The organism is Labrys sp. (in: a-proteobacteria), assembly GCF_047605565.1.
Classification (GTDB): Bacteria; Pseudomonadota; Alphaproteobacteria; order Rhizobiales; family Labraceae; genus Labrys; species Labrys neptuniae.
In genome coordinates, this window is sequence record NZ_JASGFM010000006.1 from 215,564 (window position 1) to 229,465 (window position 13,902).

Sequence of the window (13,902 nt, forward strand, 5' to 3'; positions counted from 1 at the left end):
AAATCACAAACGCTATACCGCTTGCAAAATAGGATCAGTTGAGCTAGAAGGCAACTGCTTGCTTATTGCAACTGGTATGCATGGGAGGAATGACGATGGCCAAGCTGGTCCTGGCGATGTTCACGAGTCTGGATGGTTATATCGAGGGTCCGAACGGCTTCGTCCCGCCGGCGTGGTCGGGCGACCTGGAAACCCACTGGTCCGGCTATGCCCTGGAGCGCGCCGGCCATCTCGTCTATGGCCGCACCAATTTCCTGTTCAACAAGGACTTCTGGAGCCCGGCCGAAACCGATCCCGCCAGTCCTGCCGCCGGCATTCCCCATGCCGCGGTGATGAATCGCCTGCCCAAGACGGTCGTCTCCTCCACTTTGTCGGGTGACCCCGGCTGGAACGCCGCCCTGGCTGGGCCGGATCTCGCCGCCACGATCGGGGCGTTGAAGTCGAGCCTCGAGGGCAAGGACATCTACTGCTTCGGCGGTGCCGGCGTGGCCAACAGCCTCGTTAGCCTCGATCTCGTCGACGAATATCGCCTGATGGTGACGCCGACGATATTCGGGGACGGCAAGCGCCTGTTCGAGCCGGGCCTGCCCCAGCTCGGGCTGGAACTGATCGAGAACCGCCCGCTCGACACCGGCGCCGTGATCCTGCATTACCGCCGCACGCGCTGACGCCCCATGCCATCGAAGGAGACGGCAATGTCCCTGGTCCTGCACGCGCATCCCTTTTCCTCCAACTGCCAGAAGGTGCTGATCGCGCTCTATGAGAACGACCTGTCCTTCGAGTTCCGCATGCTGGCCGATCCCGCCAGCATGGCAGCCCTCGAGAAGCTCTGGCCCCTGAAGAAATTTCCCTTGCTGGAGGATGATGGACATGTGGTGCTGGAGACCAGCATCATCATCGAATATCTGCAGCTCCATCATCCGGGGCCGGTGCGGCTGTTGCCGGATGATCCCGACGCGGCACTCGAAGTCAGGCTGATGGACCGCTTCTTCGACAATTATGTTTCGACCCCCCAGAGCCGGATGGTCTACAACGCGCTGCGTCCGCCGGAACATCGCGATCCCTATGGCGTGGAGGAGGCCAAGCGCCTGCTCGAAACCGCCTATGGCTGGCTCGAGACCCGGCTGCGAGGCCGGCACTGGGCGGCCAGCGAGGCCTTTTCGATGGCCGATTGCGCAGCGGCACCGTTCCTGTTCTATGCCGACTGGACGCATCCCATCGGCCAGGCCTTCCCGACCGTGAAGGCCTATCGCTCGCGTCTGCTTGCACGTGCCTCGGTCAAGCGCGCCGTCGACGAGGCCCGCCCCTATCGCAAGCTCTTTCCGCTCGGCGCGCCCGACAGGGATTGAACCGCTTAACCCGCGATCGTCGTCAGATCCACATTGGCGCCGCAGGCCAGCACGCCGACGCGCTCGCCCGGCTTGGGACGGTAGACGCCGCCGACCAGGGCCGCCAGGGCGGTGGCACCGCCAGGCTCGAGGGCGAGGCGGGCATCGGCCCAGGCGCGCTTCTGCGCCTCCACGATGGCGCTGTCGGGCACGGTGACGGCCTCGCCGACATGGCGGCTGGCGACGGCATAGACCTTGGCGCCGCAATTGCGGGCGCCGAGCGAATCCGCCGCCACGCTCTCCACGCCGACATCGACGGGGCCGCCGGCGTCCAGCGCCGCCTTGAGGCATTGCGAGCCTTCCGGCTCCACCGAGACGACCTTGACCCTGCCGGCGAACCAGGCCGCGATGCCGGCGATCAGGCCGCCGCCGCCGGTGGCGACCAGCACGGTGTCGAGCGCGCCGCCGGCCTGCTCCTCCCATTCCAGCCCGAGCGTGCCCTGGCCGGCGATGGTCTCCCAGGCGTCGAAGGCATGCACGGAGAGCGCACCGGTCTGCGCAATATAGCGCTCGCAGGCGGCCAGGGCATCGGCATAGCGTTCGCCGCCGATGTCGAGGTCGGCCCCGCGGGCGCGGATCGCCGCGATCTTGGCCGGACTGGAGATCACGGGCACGAAGATGCGGGCCTTGTGACCGAGCGCGCGGGCGGCATGGGCAACCGCGATGCCGTGATTGCCGCCCGAGGCAGCGGCGACCCCGGCCGCCGGCACGTCGCGCGACAGCAGGTTGTTGAAGGCGCCGCGCGGCTTGAAGGAGCCGGCATGCTGCAGGAATTCGAGCTTGAGCTGCACGCCATGGTCGAGGCCGAAGGTGCCGGCCTGGGTGTCGAGAAGCGGGGTGCGACGAATATGGGAGGCGACGCGCTGATAGGCGGCACGAATATCGTTCTGGTCAATCATGATGGATTCCGGCGGAAAAGAAGGCCTGGCTGGCAGGCTGCCAATCTCTCCTTCCTAACCGCAAGTCGTGCCGGTTCCAAGATCGGGTTGCGCTGGAGCGTCGACCTCCGGGCCGACATTCTTGAAACGTCGCGTGTGCAGGAGAGGGATGTCGATCAGGAGGTCGACGCTCCCACGGTCCTCACGGCTTGCGCAGGGCGGCGCCGAGAATGGCACCCGGCCGGCCGGCGGCATTGGCCTGTACCAGGACGGCGAAGCTGTCGGCGCCCGGGGCATTGGTGACGTCCGGTTTCAGCGCCAGCGTGGCGGCATTACCGTCATAGTCGGCGATCTTGCGGAAGCAGCGCACCACGTTGGAATAGGTCACCGTCTTGCCGGTATTCTCGCCGCGCTCGATCTTGACTTCCGCGCTCGTCTCGATGGGAACCACCCAGACCTCGCCCTTGTGGGCGCTCTTGCCCAGCGAAATGCTGTAGGCGCCGTTCTTGCCGGAAATGGCGACGGGAACGCTGAGGACGCTGGGATGGGTGGCGGCCATCTCGATGGCCCGTCGGACTTCTTCCCCATTGGAGCCGACGGCATGCTGCACGCCGTCCACCACGATCTGCGGGGTATAGACGGCCCTGTCGCCGCGCACCTCCGAATAGGCGCGCTGGCGGCGCGTGAAGGTGTTGTCGGCCAGCGTGTCCTTCCAGCCGACATAGTCCCAGTAGTCGACCGGCAGGGACAAGGCGATGACGCTGGGATCGCGGGCGAGCTCGCCCATCATCTTGTCCGCCGGCGGGCAGGACGAGCAGCCCTGGCTGGTGAACAGCTCCACCACGGCACGCGGCTGCGCCATCGCCGGGCCGCTCGCGGCCAGCAACAACAGAGCTGCAACCAGGTTTTGCCGCATCGATCTCGTCCGGGCCTAAAGCGCCTTGCGACCCGGCCGAACCACCGGCAATCGCAAGGGCAAGTTGAAACAGGGCAGGCGAGCAAGGCATATTCTGGTTGAAAGCTGCCTTGCTCCAGTGGGAAACACCCGCAAGCCATAGCCCATCGAAGATGAACGGGCGAGTAACACAGTGGTGAGAAAGCGGCACCTCCGCGATTCGTGAAAGGGTGTGATATCGAGAGATTGCCGTGGCCTCGCCCGGCGTTGCATCCACCGTTTCCGCGGGATGCCGGTCCGCCCTTTCTGGCAAATCCCGCGATGCAATGGCATGGTTGCCGCATGCGGGCGTACAAATTCATTTCCGATCTTACCCAACGGGTCACCGAGCATGACGATTACGCGTTGGCGAGCCATATGGCGTTGTCCCTGCTCACGGCGATGTTTCCCTTTCTGATCTTCGTGGCGTCCCTGGCCGGCGTGCTCGGCACCGCCGACCTCCAGAACGAGATCGTGCGCCTGCTGTTCGAAACCTGGCCGCACGAAGTTTCCGAGCCGATCGCCCGCGAGGTCACCCGCGTGCTGGGCACGGCGCGGCCCGGCCTGCTCACCGTCAGCGCCATCGTGGCGGTGGTGCTGGCCAGCAATGGCGTCGAGGCCATCCGCGTCGGCATCAACCGGGCCTATGGCCTGGTCGAGACGCGGTCCTTCTGGTGGTGCCGGCTGCAGAGCCTGTTCTTCGTGCTGCTGGCCTCGCTCGCTCTGGTTACACTCGCTCTTTTGGTGGTGCTGTGGCCGGTGATATGGCAGGCAGCCATCAGCTTCACGCCGGTGCTGGCACCGTTGCAGCCGCTGATCGAGATTGCGCGCTACGGCATCACCACCGCGGTGCTCGGCGGCGCCATCATCCTGGTACACCTGTTCCTGGTGGCGAGCCGCCCCTCGCTCGGCGTGATCTGGCCCGGTGTGCTGATCACCATGGGGCTTTGGCTCGCCGGCGGCTACGCCTTCAGCATCTATATCAGCGACTTTGCCGCCTACTCCAAGCTCTATGCAGGCCTGGGCAGCGTCTTCGCGGCGCTGTTCTTCCTGTGGCTGGTGGCGCTGGCCTTCCTGCTCGGGGCAGAGATCAACGCCATCCTGGCCGAGCGGCGCCACAAACGCATTCAGGCCGCATCGTAGTGCATGATGTAGAGCTTACGGGTGGTCTCGTGGATGGTCCACTCGCCCTTCCAGCCCTTGGGCAGGACCAGGGCCTCGCCGGCCCGTACCTCGCGGGTCTGGCCGCCGGCGTCATGCAGCGACACCCGTCCCGACACGATGTGGCAGGTTTCCGAATTGCGCTCGCGCGAGGCGGTGAAGCGGCCCGGCGTGCATTCCCATACGCCGACTTCCATCAGCCCGTCCTCCGACTTCCACAGGGTTTTGGCCGCCTCGACCTGGCCTTCGCTGAGGGTGGTCGGCTTGGGGCCGAAGGGGCCGAGATCGAGGGTGGTGAGATCGGCGAACGTCTTGCTGTCGATCATGGTCATTCCAATGCAGACACGTTGAAAGAGCTGGAACCGGGGCTTCTCAGCGCCCGGTGATCTTGTTGGCGAAGGTGGCGAGGCGCGAGGTCTGCTGGAGGCCTGCCGCCTCACGCCGGTCGGCCATGTGATAGAGCTGGTACATCGAATGGATGCCGAGCCAGCGGAAGGGCTCCGGCTCCCATTCCCGCACGGAGCGGTTGACCCAGGGCAGGCGGGTCAGCGGGGTGTCGCGCTCCAGGATCAGGTCGGCGAGGGTACGGCCGGATAGATTGGACGTGGAGACGCCCAGGCCGACATAGCCGCCGGCCCAGCCGATGCCGTTCTTGCGATCCAGGCCGACGGTGGTGCACCAGTCGCGCGGTACGCCGAGCACGCCGCACCAGGCATGCTCCATCTTCAGGCCCTTGGTCTGGGGCAGATGGCGCATCAGGATGGCATAGAGCTGCGCGATGGTCTGGTCCTGCGTCTGCCCGCGCACGTCGGTGGCCGAGCCGTAGCGATAGGGCACGCCGCGCCCGCCCATGGCGATGCGGCCCTCGCGGGTGCGCTGGGCATAGCAATAGCCGTGGGTGGCGTCGCCCAACAGCTCATAGCCGTTCCAGCCGATCCGGCTCCACTGCTCCTCGCTGAGCGGCTCGGTCATCAGGATGGCGCTGTTCATCGGGATCCACAGGCGCTCGAAGCCGGGAATGCCAGCGGTGAAGCCCTCCGTCGCCCTGATGATGATCGGCGCGCGCACGGTGCCGCGTTTGGTGGTCACCGCGCCCTTCTCGATCCTGACAACTTCGGTCTGCTCGTAGATGGAAACGCCCAGGCGCTCGACCACGGCGGCGAGGCCCCGCACCAGCTTGGCCGGCTGCACGCGGGCGGTGTCGTGGTGCACCAGGGCGCCCTCGGCATTGTGGATCTCGATGCGCTTGCGCATCTCCTCGCGGCCGATCAGGCTGATGCGCGCATCCGGCACGCTCCAGCCTTTTTCGTAGTCGTAGGATTTGCGGATGCGGCCGAGCTGGGCCTTGTTGACCGCTACCGTCAGCGTGTCGTTGCGGCGGACATCGGCGTCGATGCCCTCGCGCTCGGTGACGGCGATCACCTCGTTCACCGAACCGTGCATCGCCGCTTCCATGTCGACGACCGCACCGCGCGAGGAGGTCTTCAGATATTTCTCGCGCGACCAGCCAAAGCCCCCCGAGAGCCAGCCGCCATTGCGCCCGGAAGCGCCGAAGCCGGCGAATTCCTTCTCGACCACGACGATGTTGAGGCCGGGATTGGCCAGCTTCAGATAATAGGACGTCCACAGCCCGGTGAAGCCGCCGCCGACGATGCAGACATCGGCGCTGCGGTCGCCCGGCAGCGCCGGGCGATAGCCGGGCACGCCGCCAATATCGGCGTACCAGAACGAGATGTTGCCGTTGACTTTGACGTCCATGATGGGTCTCGCATGAGGAATGGTATGGGGGGCTGGTCTTCAGACCAGCCTGGATGCGCGGCGCTAGAGCATTTTTCAGAAAAGTTGATAGACTTTTCGATTAAGAAAATGCGTCAAAACAAAGAGTTAGAGAAAAATAGCGATTCAAAGAAAAGCTATTTTGCTCTAGATAGAAAAGCGGCGGGTCTGAAGACCCGCCCCCCGATTAAGGTCAGGGTCAGGTCGGCACGCTCGTCGTCGGCCAGCAGCTTGGCATCGCCGCTCGCCCAGGTGAGATCGACCGCCTCGCCGATGGCGAAGGGCCGGCTTTCCAGCGGGGCGCGCACGATGGCGACCGAGCCGTCGGCCAGCACCACCTGGTATTTCGAGCTGGAGCCGAGATAGATCGCCTCGCTGACCTGGCCGGACAGGCTGTTGTGGCCGTCGCGCACACCGGTGGCCGCCGGCGCCAGCGAGAGTTTCTCAGGCCGCAGCAGCATGACCGGCTGCCGGCCGTCGGCGAGCCTGTCCCGCGAAACCACCTTCTGCCCGGCGATGGTGAGGCAGGTCTCGCTGCCGGAGGTCTCCACGGCCCCGCGCAAGGTGGTGGATTCGCCGATGAACTTGCCGACGAACAAGGTGGCCGGCTCGTCATAGAGCTCGCGGCCGGTGCCGACCTGCTCGATGCGGCCGTGGTTGAACACGGCGATGCGGTCCGACAGCACCAGGGCCTCTTCCTGGTCGTGGGTGACATAGACGAAGGTGGTGCCGAGCTCGCGATGGATGCGCTTGATCTCGAGCTGCAGCCATTCGCGCAGCTTCTTGTCGAGCGCGCCGAGCGGCTCGTCCATCAGGAGGAGCGGCGGGTCGAACACGATGGCGCGGGCCAGCGCCACGCGCTGCTGCTGGCCGCCGGAAAGTTCGCTCGGATAGCGATGGGCGAAATCGGCCATCTTGACCATGTCGAGGGCGCGGCGGACGCGCGCCTCGCGTTCGCCCTTGGGAACGCCGCGCAAGGCGAGGGGGTAGGCGACGTTCTTGCCGACCGTCATGTGCGGGAACAGGGCATAGTGCTGGAAGACCACGCCGATATTGCGCTTGTGCGCCGGCAGGCCGCCAATGTCCTCCCCCCCGACGGCAAGTGCACCGCTGGAGAGCTCTGTAAACCCGGCCACCACGTTGAGCGTGGTCGTCTTGCCCGAGCCGCTGGGGCCGAGCAGCGTCATGAACTCACCCGGCTCGATATGGAGGCTGACATCGTCGAGCGCAGTGAAAGAGCCGTAATGCTTGCTGGCATTGCGGATGTCGATGGCGGCGCCGGCCGCGCCCGAGGCGGATGCGGCAGGGGTGGAGATGGCGGCTGCGTTGGACATCTCAGCTCCTCTTCGAGCGCGCGCCGAGGAGGAGGCCGGCGGCGATCAGCAATGTCGTGGCAAGGAAGACGATGGTTCCCACCGCGGCGACCGTGGGATCGGCGTCGCGGGTGATGGAGGTGAAGATCTGCACCGGCAGCGTCTTCAGGTAGGGATTGGTGATGAACAGCGCGACGATGATCTCGTCGAACGAGGTCACGAAGGCAAAGAGCAGGCCCGACAGGATGCCGGGGGCGATCAGCGGCAGCGTGATGGTGCGGAAGGTGGTGAAACGGTTGGCACCGAGGCTGGCCGCCGCCTTTTCCAGCCTGACGTCGAACATTTCGAGACTGGCGGAGACGGCGATCAGCACGAAGGGGATCGCCAGCATGGTGTGGGCGATGACGAAGCCGAGATCCGTGCCGACCAGCTTGTAGGTGAGGTAGACCGAATAGATCCCGACCGCCAGCACCACGCCCGGCACCACCATCGGCGTGATCAGCAGGGCGCGCAGGATGCCGCCGCCGGCATGCTTCATGCGGCTGAGGCCGAGGGCGGCGAGCGTGCCGATCAGCGTGGCGATCAGGGCGACGATGGTGGCGATGCGCAGCGAATTGATGAAGCTCGACGACCAGTCCGGATTGGTGAGGAAGTTCTCGTACCACTGCCAGGAAAAGCCCGATGGCGGGAAGGCCAGCGACTTGTTCTGGTTGAACGACATCGGGATGATCACCAGGGTCGGCAGCACCAGCCAGATCGCGACCAGGAGGCAGAACAAAGCGAGGAAGAGACGCAGCGGTTTCATCGTCAGTTCCTCGAGGCCTGCTTGTGGCGCTGGCGCATCAGGGGCGCGGCAATGGCGAGCAGCAGGAAGGTCGCCACCAGCAGGATCACGCCCATGGCACCGCCGCGGCCCCAGGCCAGCAGGCTCAGCACCTGGTTCTGCACCAGGGTGGAGAGCATGGTGCTGCGCGGTCCGCCGAGCAGGGCCGGGGTGATGTAGAAGCCGAGCGACAGGATGAACACGATGATGGCGCCGGCGAAGACGCCGGGCAGCGACAGGGGCAAATAGATCTGCCAGAAGGCCCTGACAGGGTTGGCGCCGAGGCTGCGTGCCGCCTGGATCAGGCGCAAATCGATGCTGCGCATCACCGAATAGAGCGGCAGGATCATGAAGGGCAGCAGCACCTGCGCCATGCCGATGACGACGCCGAGCGGGGTACGGATCAGCTTGATGCCATCGAGGCCGAGCGCCTGGAGGGCCGTGTTGATCACGCCGGAATCCTGCAGCAGCACCACCCAGGCGAGCGTGCGCACCACGCCGCTGACCCAGAAGGGCACCAGCACGCACAGGATCAGCACCAGGCGCCATTTCGGGCCGACCGCCGTCATCAGATAGGCATAGGGATAGGCCGCGATCACGCAGACCAGCGTGACCCAGGCGGCGATGGAGAAGGTGCGCGCCAGCACGGTGAGGTTCGCCGGGGTGGAGAAGAACCAGACATAGTTCTGCAGGCCGAAGCTCGGCTCGGCGAAGCTGCGCACCACCACCGTCAGCAGGGGGTAGCCCATGGCGAGGATCAGCAGCAGCATGGCCGGGACCGTCAGCAGCGACGGATAGGCCGAAAGCGGCCTCAGCCTGCGTTGCCGTGCAATGGCCATGGAGGATTGCATGGTGTCAGTCACGCGCAAAAGCTCCGTTTTGGCGAGGTGGCGGTTGGGACAGACGGGAACCGGAAGTAAGTCTTGCCTCCGAAGCACAGCGACTCACGCTGTACTTCGAGGCCGCGCTGCCCCTCACCCTTACCCTCTCCCCGTAAGAACGGGGCGAGGGAGCACAGGCGTGGCGGTTGATCCTCGGACCTCCCATCTCACCCCGGCGGTCGGGCGAGGTGGCGCGCTATCGGCATAGGATGCTTGTTCGAAGTCCCCCTCGCCCCGTTCTTACGGGGAGAGGGTAAGGGTGAGGGGCGTCGCCGCCCCCGTGGAACCTTCGAACTGCCTACCGGTGCCGGTGGCGCGAGCCGAACTTTCCGCCTCAATTGCCCGCCAGCAGGGAGCCCCATTTCTCGTTCAGGGCCTCGAAGTTCTCGGTCCAGAAGGCCGTGTTGAAGCCATAGCCCTGCTTGACACGCTCGGGGGTGTTGGTGAGGAAGGCCTGCACCTGGGCGTCGACCTGCGGCTTGGACTCGTTGTTGACCGGAGAGTAGGAGGTCTTCTGGGTCAGGGCCTCCTGCGCGCTCTTGCCGAGATAGGCGTTGATCAGCGCATGGGCGGCGGCGGGATCCTTGACGCCGACCGGAATGGTGAGCTGGTCCTTGACCACCAGCCAGTCCTGCCAGACGGGCGTGTATTTGGCACCGTTCTTGACGGCGGTCATGGCGCGGCCGGTCCACATCAGCAGCATGTCGATCTCGCCGGATTCGGCGAGCTGCTGGGATTCGGCGCCGGTCTTCCAGAACACGGTGTCGGGGCCGAGGGCCTTGATCCTGGCGATGGCCGTGTCGATGTCCGCTGGCGTCATCTTGTCCACCGGATGGCCGTCGGCCAGCAGCGCCTGTTCGAGCAGGCCGACCGGCGGGTCACCGCTGCCGTCGATGCCGCGCGTACCCGGGAAGTTCTTGGTGTCGAAGAAGTCCTTCCAGTTCTTGGGCGGATGGTCCTTGAACTTGTCGGTCTTGTACATCAGCACGATGCCGTAATTCATGGCCGGCACGCTGCAGGGGCCGACCTGGCCGGGCGGAATGTGCGAGATGTCGATCTTGGTGAAGTCGAGCTTCTGGAAATATTTGCCGCAATAGGCGAAGGGCGCGAGGTCGCCGGTATCGACGACGTCCCAGGTGACATTGCCCGATTCGATCTGGGCCTGGAGCTTGGCGAGCTCGGTCGGGCCGTCGTTCAGGAGCTTGACGCCGGACTTGTCGGCGAATTCCTTCAGCGCGGCGTTCTGGCCGTCCTGATAGATACCGCCATAGGAGACGAAGGTCAGCGTCTTGTCCTTCAGCGAGCCCTCGGCGATGGTGCCGGCGGCCGGTGCGTTCTGGGCCAGGGCCGACGAGGCCGCCAGCAGGGCGAAGGCAGCGCCGGCCAGGCCGGCACAAAATGCTTTTGCGCAAGATCTTTTGGCAAATGCCGTTGCAGTTGTCATCCCGTTATCCCTCTGAAGACTCGCTTGTTTGTTCTGGCGATCCGGATGCGAGCGATTTCCGGATCACATATTGGTCGAGATCGGCGGCGCCGCTGGTCGGGGGGGAGATGATCCACACCACCTCGGCCGGGGTGTCGCCGATGTTCACCGTCTTGTGCGGCGTCGAGGACGAATATTCGATGCTGTCACCCGCCTCGAGGATGAAGCTCTCCTGGCCGAGCGTCAGCTGCAGGCGTCCGCGCAGCACCAGGAACATTTCGTGGGAATTGCCATGGGTATAGGGCTGGTCGCCCGTGGAGCCGCCGACGTCGAACTCGCCGGAATAGACTTCGAGGTCGCGAAGCGGGCGCCGCGACAGCAAGGTCTTGTGGCAGCCGCCGCTGGCCGGCAAGGCCGGGCGCTCGGAGCGGGAGACGACCTTGTGCGGCAGGGCCTCGCCCTCGTCGAAGAGGTCGGCGACATTGATGCCGAGGGCGTTGGCGATCCCCATCAGCGTGGAGGTGTTGGCGCCGGAAAGCCCGCGTTCGAGCTGGGAGAGGAAGCTGGCCGTGGTGCCGGTGAGATCGCCGAGCTCGCGCAGGGTCAGCCGGCGCGCGGTGCGGAAGGCCTTGACGCGCTGGCCCAAAATGCTGGAACGCCGCGCCTCCAGATTGGGTGCGGCGCCGCTGTCGGCAGTGTGATCGTCGGCACGCTTCATCAGGGCCTCGGCAGGTTCACTTAACAAGTCATAAAGTGAATTGCCGTACTTAACAAGCCATAAAGTGAACTTGGATCAGGGACCCCGGTGGCCCGGTGTGGCCGAAAATCGATGGGACTCGACTTTTGTCATTGCCGGGCTTGTCCCGGCAATCCAGGGTCGCAGCCTCAACGAACAGCGGTAGCTGGATGCCCGGGACAGGCCCGGGCATGACAAAATTGAGCTTTTCCCGGCCTCTTTGCGATTATTGCGTCAGTCTCTCCAGACCGGCCCGGACCCGTTACCCTTGTCGCCGAACCTGGCGGTCTCTGCCCTCAATTCGCCGTGGCCGGCTGGCCGAGCTTGATAACTTCCGCCTTACCGGGCTCGGTGACGATGTGGTCGAGCGCCGGCGGCTTGTCGCTGTGCAGGAGATCGCTGGTGGGCGAGCCGGTCTTGATGAAGGCCTCGATGTCGGCGGCGACGGCGTCCGGCGCACCCCATTGCACGTTATGCCCGATATCGCTGACCTGCGCCCCGGAAGCCGGCAGGGGAATCACGCCATAGCGCTTCCAGAAAGCGGAGATGCCCTTGGTCTTAGCCGCCTCGGAGAGGGACTGCTTCAGCCAGGTCTGGTCGGCCTCCAGGAAGATGCTGTCCTGCGTCGCCCAGAGGACCAGCACGGGTACCGAGAAGCTTTTCAACCGCTCGGTGTTGTCGGTGGCGAGCAGCGCCTTGCTGGCGCCGATCCAGGTGCCGAGCCGCACATTGGCGGTCTCCGGCACATAGGGCTTGAGGAAGGCGGGATCGGCAGCCGGGTCGACCACCCAGTTCTTGGCGATCCAGTCCTCGGCCTTGGGATCGGCCTTCAGCGGGGTGAGCATGTAGAAGCCGGCGGGATATTTCCAGCCCTTGGCCTCCAGCGCCTTCTTCCAGGAGCCTTCCACCGGCTCCTTCAGCACGTAGTCGCGCAGGGCGACATTGTCGACGCCCTTGGTGGAGCTCGCCACCAGCACGGCGCGCTCGACCAGCTCGGGGTGCTCCAGAGCGACTTCCTGGGTGACGAAACTGCCGAGCGAATGGCCGGCCAGCGTCGCCTTGGCGATCTTCTTGGCCTTCATGAAGGCGACGATGTCGCCGGCGAAATCGCTGGTCCGGAAGCATTTTTCCGGCGCGGGCGAACAGGCCGCCCGGGGCGGCATCGAGGTCTGGCCGTGGCCGCGCAGATCCATGGCGAGGATGTGGAGGCCGGGGTCGCGCTTGTGCAGCGCCGCCATCGTCGTCGACCAGGAGCGGATATTGTCGGTGAGGCCATGGATGAGCAGTACCGCCGGCCCGTCCTTCGGCCCGGTCTCGACATAGGCCATGGTGATGCCGCCGGGCAGCTTCACCTTGCAGCGCCCGGCCGCCAGGTCCTCGCAGTCCTTTGCTGCCGCCGGCGTGGCCCCCGCGGCGAGGCCGAGGGCCAGGGGTAACGCGAGCAGGGCTGTCTTGGCGAGACGGATGAAAGGGGTCGGCATGCGCTTCTTCCTCCGGCAGGATTTTGCGCAACTATAGCGCCGGAAGATTGCCGGGCAATTGCCCTGAGGCGACATCCGGCGGCTCCTGGGAGCGCGGACATCCTGTCCGCTCTTCCTTTCCGTACGCTGGGCGTTTCCAAGAGCGGCCGGAGACGTGCTCGCTCCCAGGCAGCAGATCTACGGCCTCACGCCGAAACCGCCGGCACGCCCGTGGCCGGAATCGCCCCGCCCGTCACCACGCCACCTTCTGCCGAAAGCAGGAAGGCGATCAACCGCGCGATCGCTTCCGGCGCTACCCAGGTGCTGGTATCGGCCTTGGGCATGGCGGCGCGGTTCGGCGGCGTGTCGATCACGCCGGGCAGCACGCAATTGGCGGTGATGCCGTCCTTGCGATATTCCTCGGCGATCGCCTCGGTGAGCCGCAGCAGCGCCGCCTTGGAGGCGGCATAGGCGGCCATCCCGGCCGAGGCCTTCTGCCCGGCCAGCGCCGCCACATGCACGATGCGGCCCTGGCGCGCAGCCAGCATCGCCGGCAGCACCGCGGCGCTGATGGCGAGCGCCGTGCGGGCATTGCCGGTAAGCATGGCATCCCATTGCGCAAGGGCCTTGGCGACCGGCGCCATCGCGAAGCCGCCCACCGTGTTGGCCAGCCCGCCGACCGCTCCGAACTTAGCGATTGCCTGCGCCACCGCCGCCTCGCAGGCCTCCTGCGAGGTCATGTCCGTCCCGGCGATCGACAGCACCTCGACCCCCGCCGGCAGCGAGGCGACCAGCGCCTCGAGCTTCTCGGCCGAGCGCTCCATCAGGACCAGCGGAGCGCTGCCTCTGGCAAGCTCGCGCACCACCGCGGCCCCGAGATTGCCGGCGGCGCCGGTGACGATGATGGCGGGGGACGAGGACATGGCGAGAACTCCCTGGTTGGCTGGACCGGGAGAGTGTCACGGGTGGGAGCGGGAGGGAAGGGCGAGGATCGTGGCGCGAGTGACTGATCGCGGCGGCACGTCCATCAGCATGAAGTGAGATTGGTGCCCCTAGCCGGAATCGAACCAGCACTCCTTGCGGAATCCGATTTTGAGTCGGACGCGTCTACCAGTTCCGCCATAGGGGC

At 65.7% G+C, this 13,902-nt stretch carries 14 protein-coding genes and 1 tRNA gene; 3 read left to right on the plus strand and 12 right to left on the minus strand.

The genetic code is table 11. The features are described 5' to 3' along the window. The first annotated feature begins 95 nt into the window (after positions 1–95). Both QM672_RS08975 and QM672_RS08980 read left to right on the plus strand, forming a co-directional pair. Positions 96–668, plus strand: a complete 573-nt coding sequence (locus QM672_RS08975) for a dihydrofolate reductase family protein (RefSeq protein WP_367623449.1) — start codon at positions 96–98, stop codon at positions 666–668. A gap of 27 nt (positions 669–695) precedes the next feature. Then, entirely contained in the window at positions 696–1,349 is a 654-nt protein-coding gene (locus QM672_RS08980; RefSeq protein ID WP_415082033.1) for a glutathione S-transferase family protein, read from the plus strand. Positions 1,350–1,354: 5 nt separating this feature from the next. Here the strand turns inward: QM672_RS08980 and QM672_RS08985 are convergent, their stop codons facing one another. Beyond that, on the minus strand, positions 1,355–2,287 hold the full coding sequence (locus QM672_RS08985; protein WP_311933959.1) for a threonine/serine dehydratase: 933 nt from the start codon (positions 2,285–2,287) through the stop codon (positions 1,355–1,357). A gap of 181 nt (positions 2,288–2,468) precedes the next feature. Next, on the minus strand, positions 2,469–3,182 hold the full coding sequence (locus QM672_RS08990) for a DUF1223 domain-containing protein (RefSeq protein ID WP_311933958.1): 714 nt from the start codon (positions 3,180–3,182) through the stop codon (positions 2,469–2,471). Between the two features lie 321 nt (positions 3,183–3,503). On the opposite strand from QM672_RS08990, the gene QM672_RS08995 reads away from it, so the two are divergent. Continuing rightward, positions 3,504–4,343, plus strand: coding sequence for a YihY/virulence factor BrkB family protein (locus QM672_RS08995; RefSeq protein WP_311933957.1), 840 nt, complete (start codon positions 3,504–3,506; stop codon positions 4,341–4,343). Here the strand turns inward: QM672_RS08995 and QM672_RS09000 are convergent. From QM672_RS09000 to QM672_RS09045, 10 genes are all read right to left on the minus strand, one after another. Further along, a complete protein-coding gene (locus tag QM672_RS09000) occupies positions 4,328–4,687 on the minus strand; it encodes a cupin domain-containing protein (RefSeq protein WP_394310878.1) in 360 nt (119 codons plus the stop codon). The genes QM672_RS08995 and QM672_RS09000 overlap by 16 nt on opposite strands. 46 nt (positions 4,688–4,733) lie before the next feature. After that, positions 4,734–6,119, minus strand: a complete 1,386-nt coding sequence (locus tag QM672_RS09005; RefSeq protein ID WP_415082037.1) for an NAD(P)/FAD-dependent oxidoreductase — start codon at positions 6,117–6,119, stop codon at positions 4,734–4,736. Positions 6,120–6,274: 155 nt separating this feature from the next. Next, positions 6,275–7,471, minus strand: coding sequence for an ABC transporter ATP-binding protein (locus tag QM672_RS09010; RefSeq protein WP_415082039.1), 1,197 nt, complete (start codon positions 7,469–7,471; stop codon positions 6,275–6,277). Between the two features lies 1 nt (position 7,472). Beyond that, positions 7,473–8,261: an ABC transporter permease gene (locus tag QM672_RS09015; RefSeq protein WP_311934230.1), complete on the minus strand. Its 789-nt coding sequence runs from the start codon at positions 8,259–8,261 to the stop codon at positions 7,473–7,475. Further along, complete coding sequence (locus tag QM672_RS09020; RefSeq protein ID WP_376717628.1) at positions 8,258–9,112, minus strand: ABC transporter permease; 855 nt, start codon at positions 9,110–9,112, stop codon at positions 8,258–8,260. The genes QM672_RS09015 and QM672_RS09020 overlap by 4 nt, the downstream gene beginning before the upstream one ends. A gap of 376 nt (positions 9,113–9,488) precedes the next feature. Further along, a complete protein-coding gene (locus QM672_RS09025; RefSeq protein ID WP_415082041.1) occupies positions 9,489–10,598 on the minus strand; it encodes an extracellular solute-binding protein in 1,110 nt (369 codons plus the stop codon). 4 nt (positions 10,599–10,602) lie between these two features. Then, the gene (locus QM672_RS09030; RefSeq protein WP_311933947.1) at positions 10,603–11,295 is read right to left on the minus strand and encodes an XRE family transcriptional regulator; all 693 of its coding nucleotides are present in this window, start codon (positions 11,293–11,295) and stop codon (positions 10,603–10,605) included. A 314-nt stretch (positions 11,296–11,609) separates the two neighbouring features. Then, a complete protein-coding gene (locus tag QM672_RS09035) occupies positions 11,610–12,794 on the minus strand; it encodes an alpha/beta fold hydrolase (RefSeq protein ID WP_415082043.1) in 1,185 nt (394 codons plus the stop codon). Positions 12,795–12,979: 185 nt separating this feature from the next. Then, positions 12,980–13,696, minus strand: a complete 717-nt coding sequence (locus QM672_RS09040; RefSeq protein WP_415082045.1) for an SDR family NAD(P)-dependent oxidoreductase — start codon at positions 13,694–13,696, stop codon at positions 12,980–12,982. Positions 13,697–13,817: 121 nt separating this feature from the next. Next, positions 13,818–13,902: transfer RNA gene (locus tag QM672_RS09045), tRNA-Leu, on the minus strand.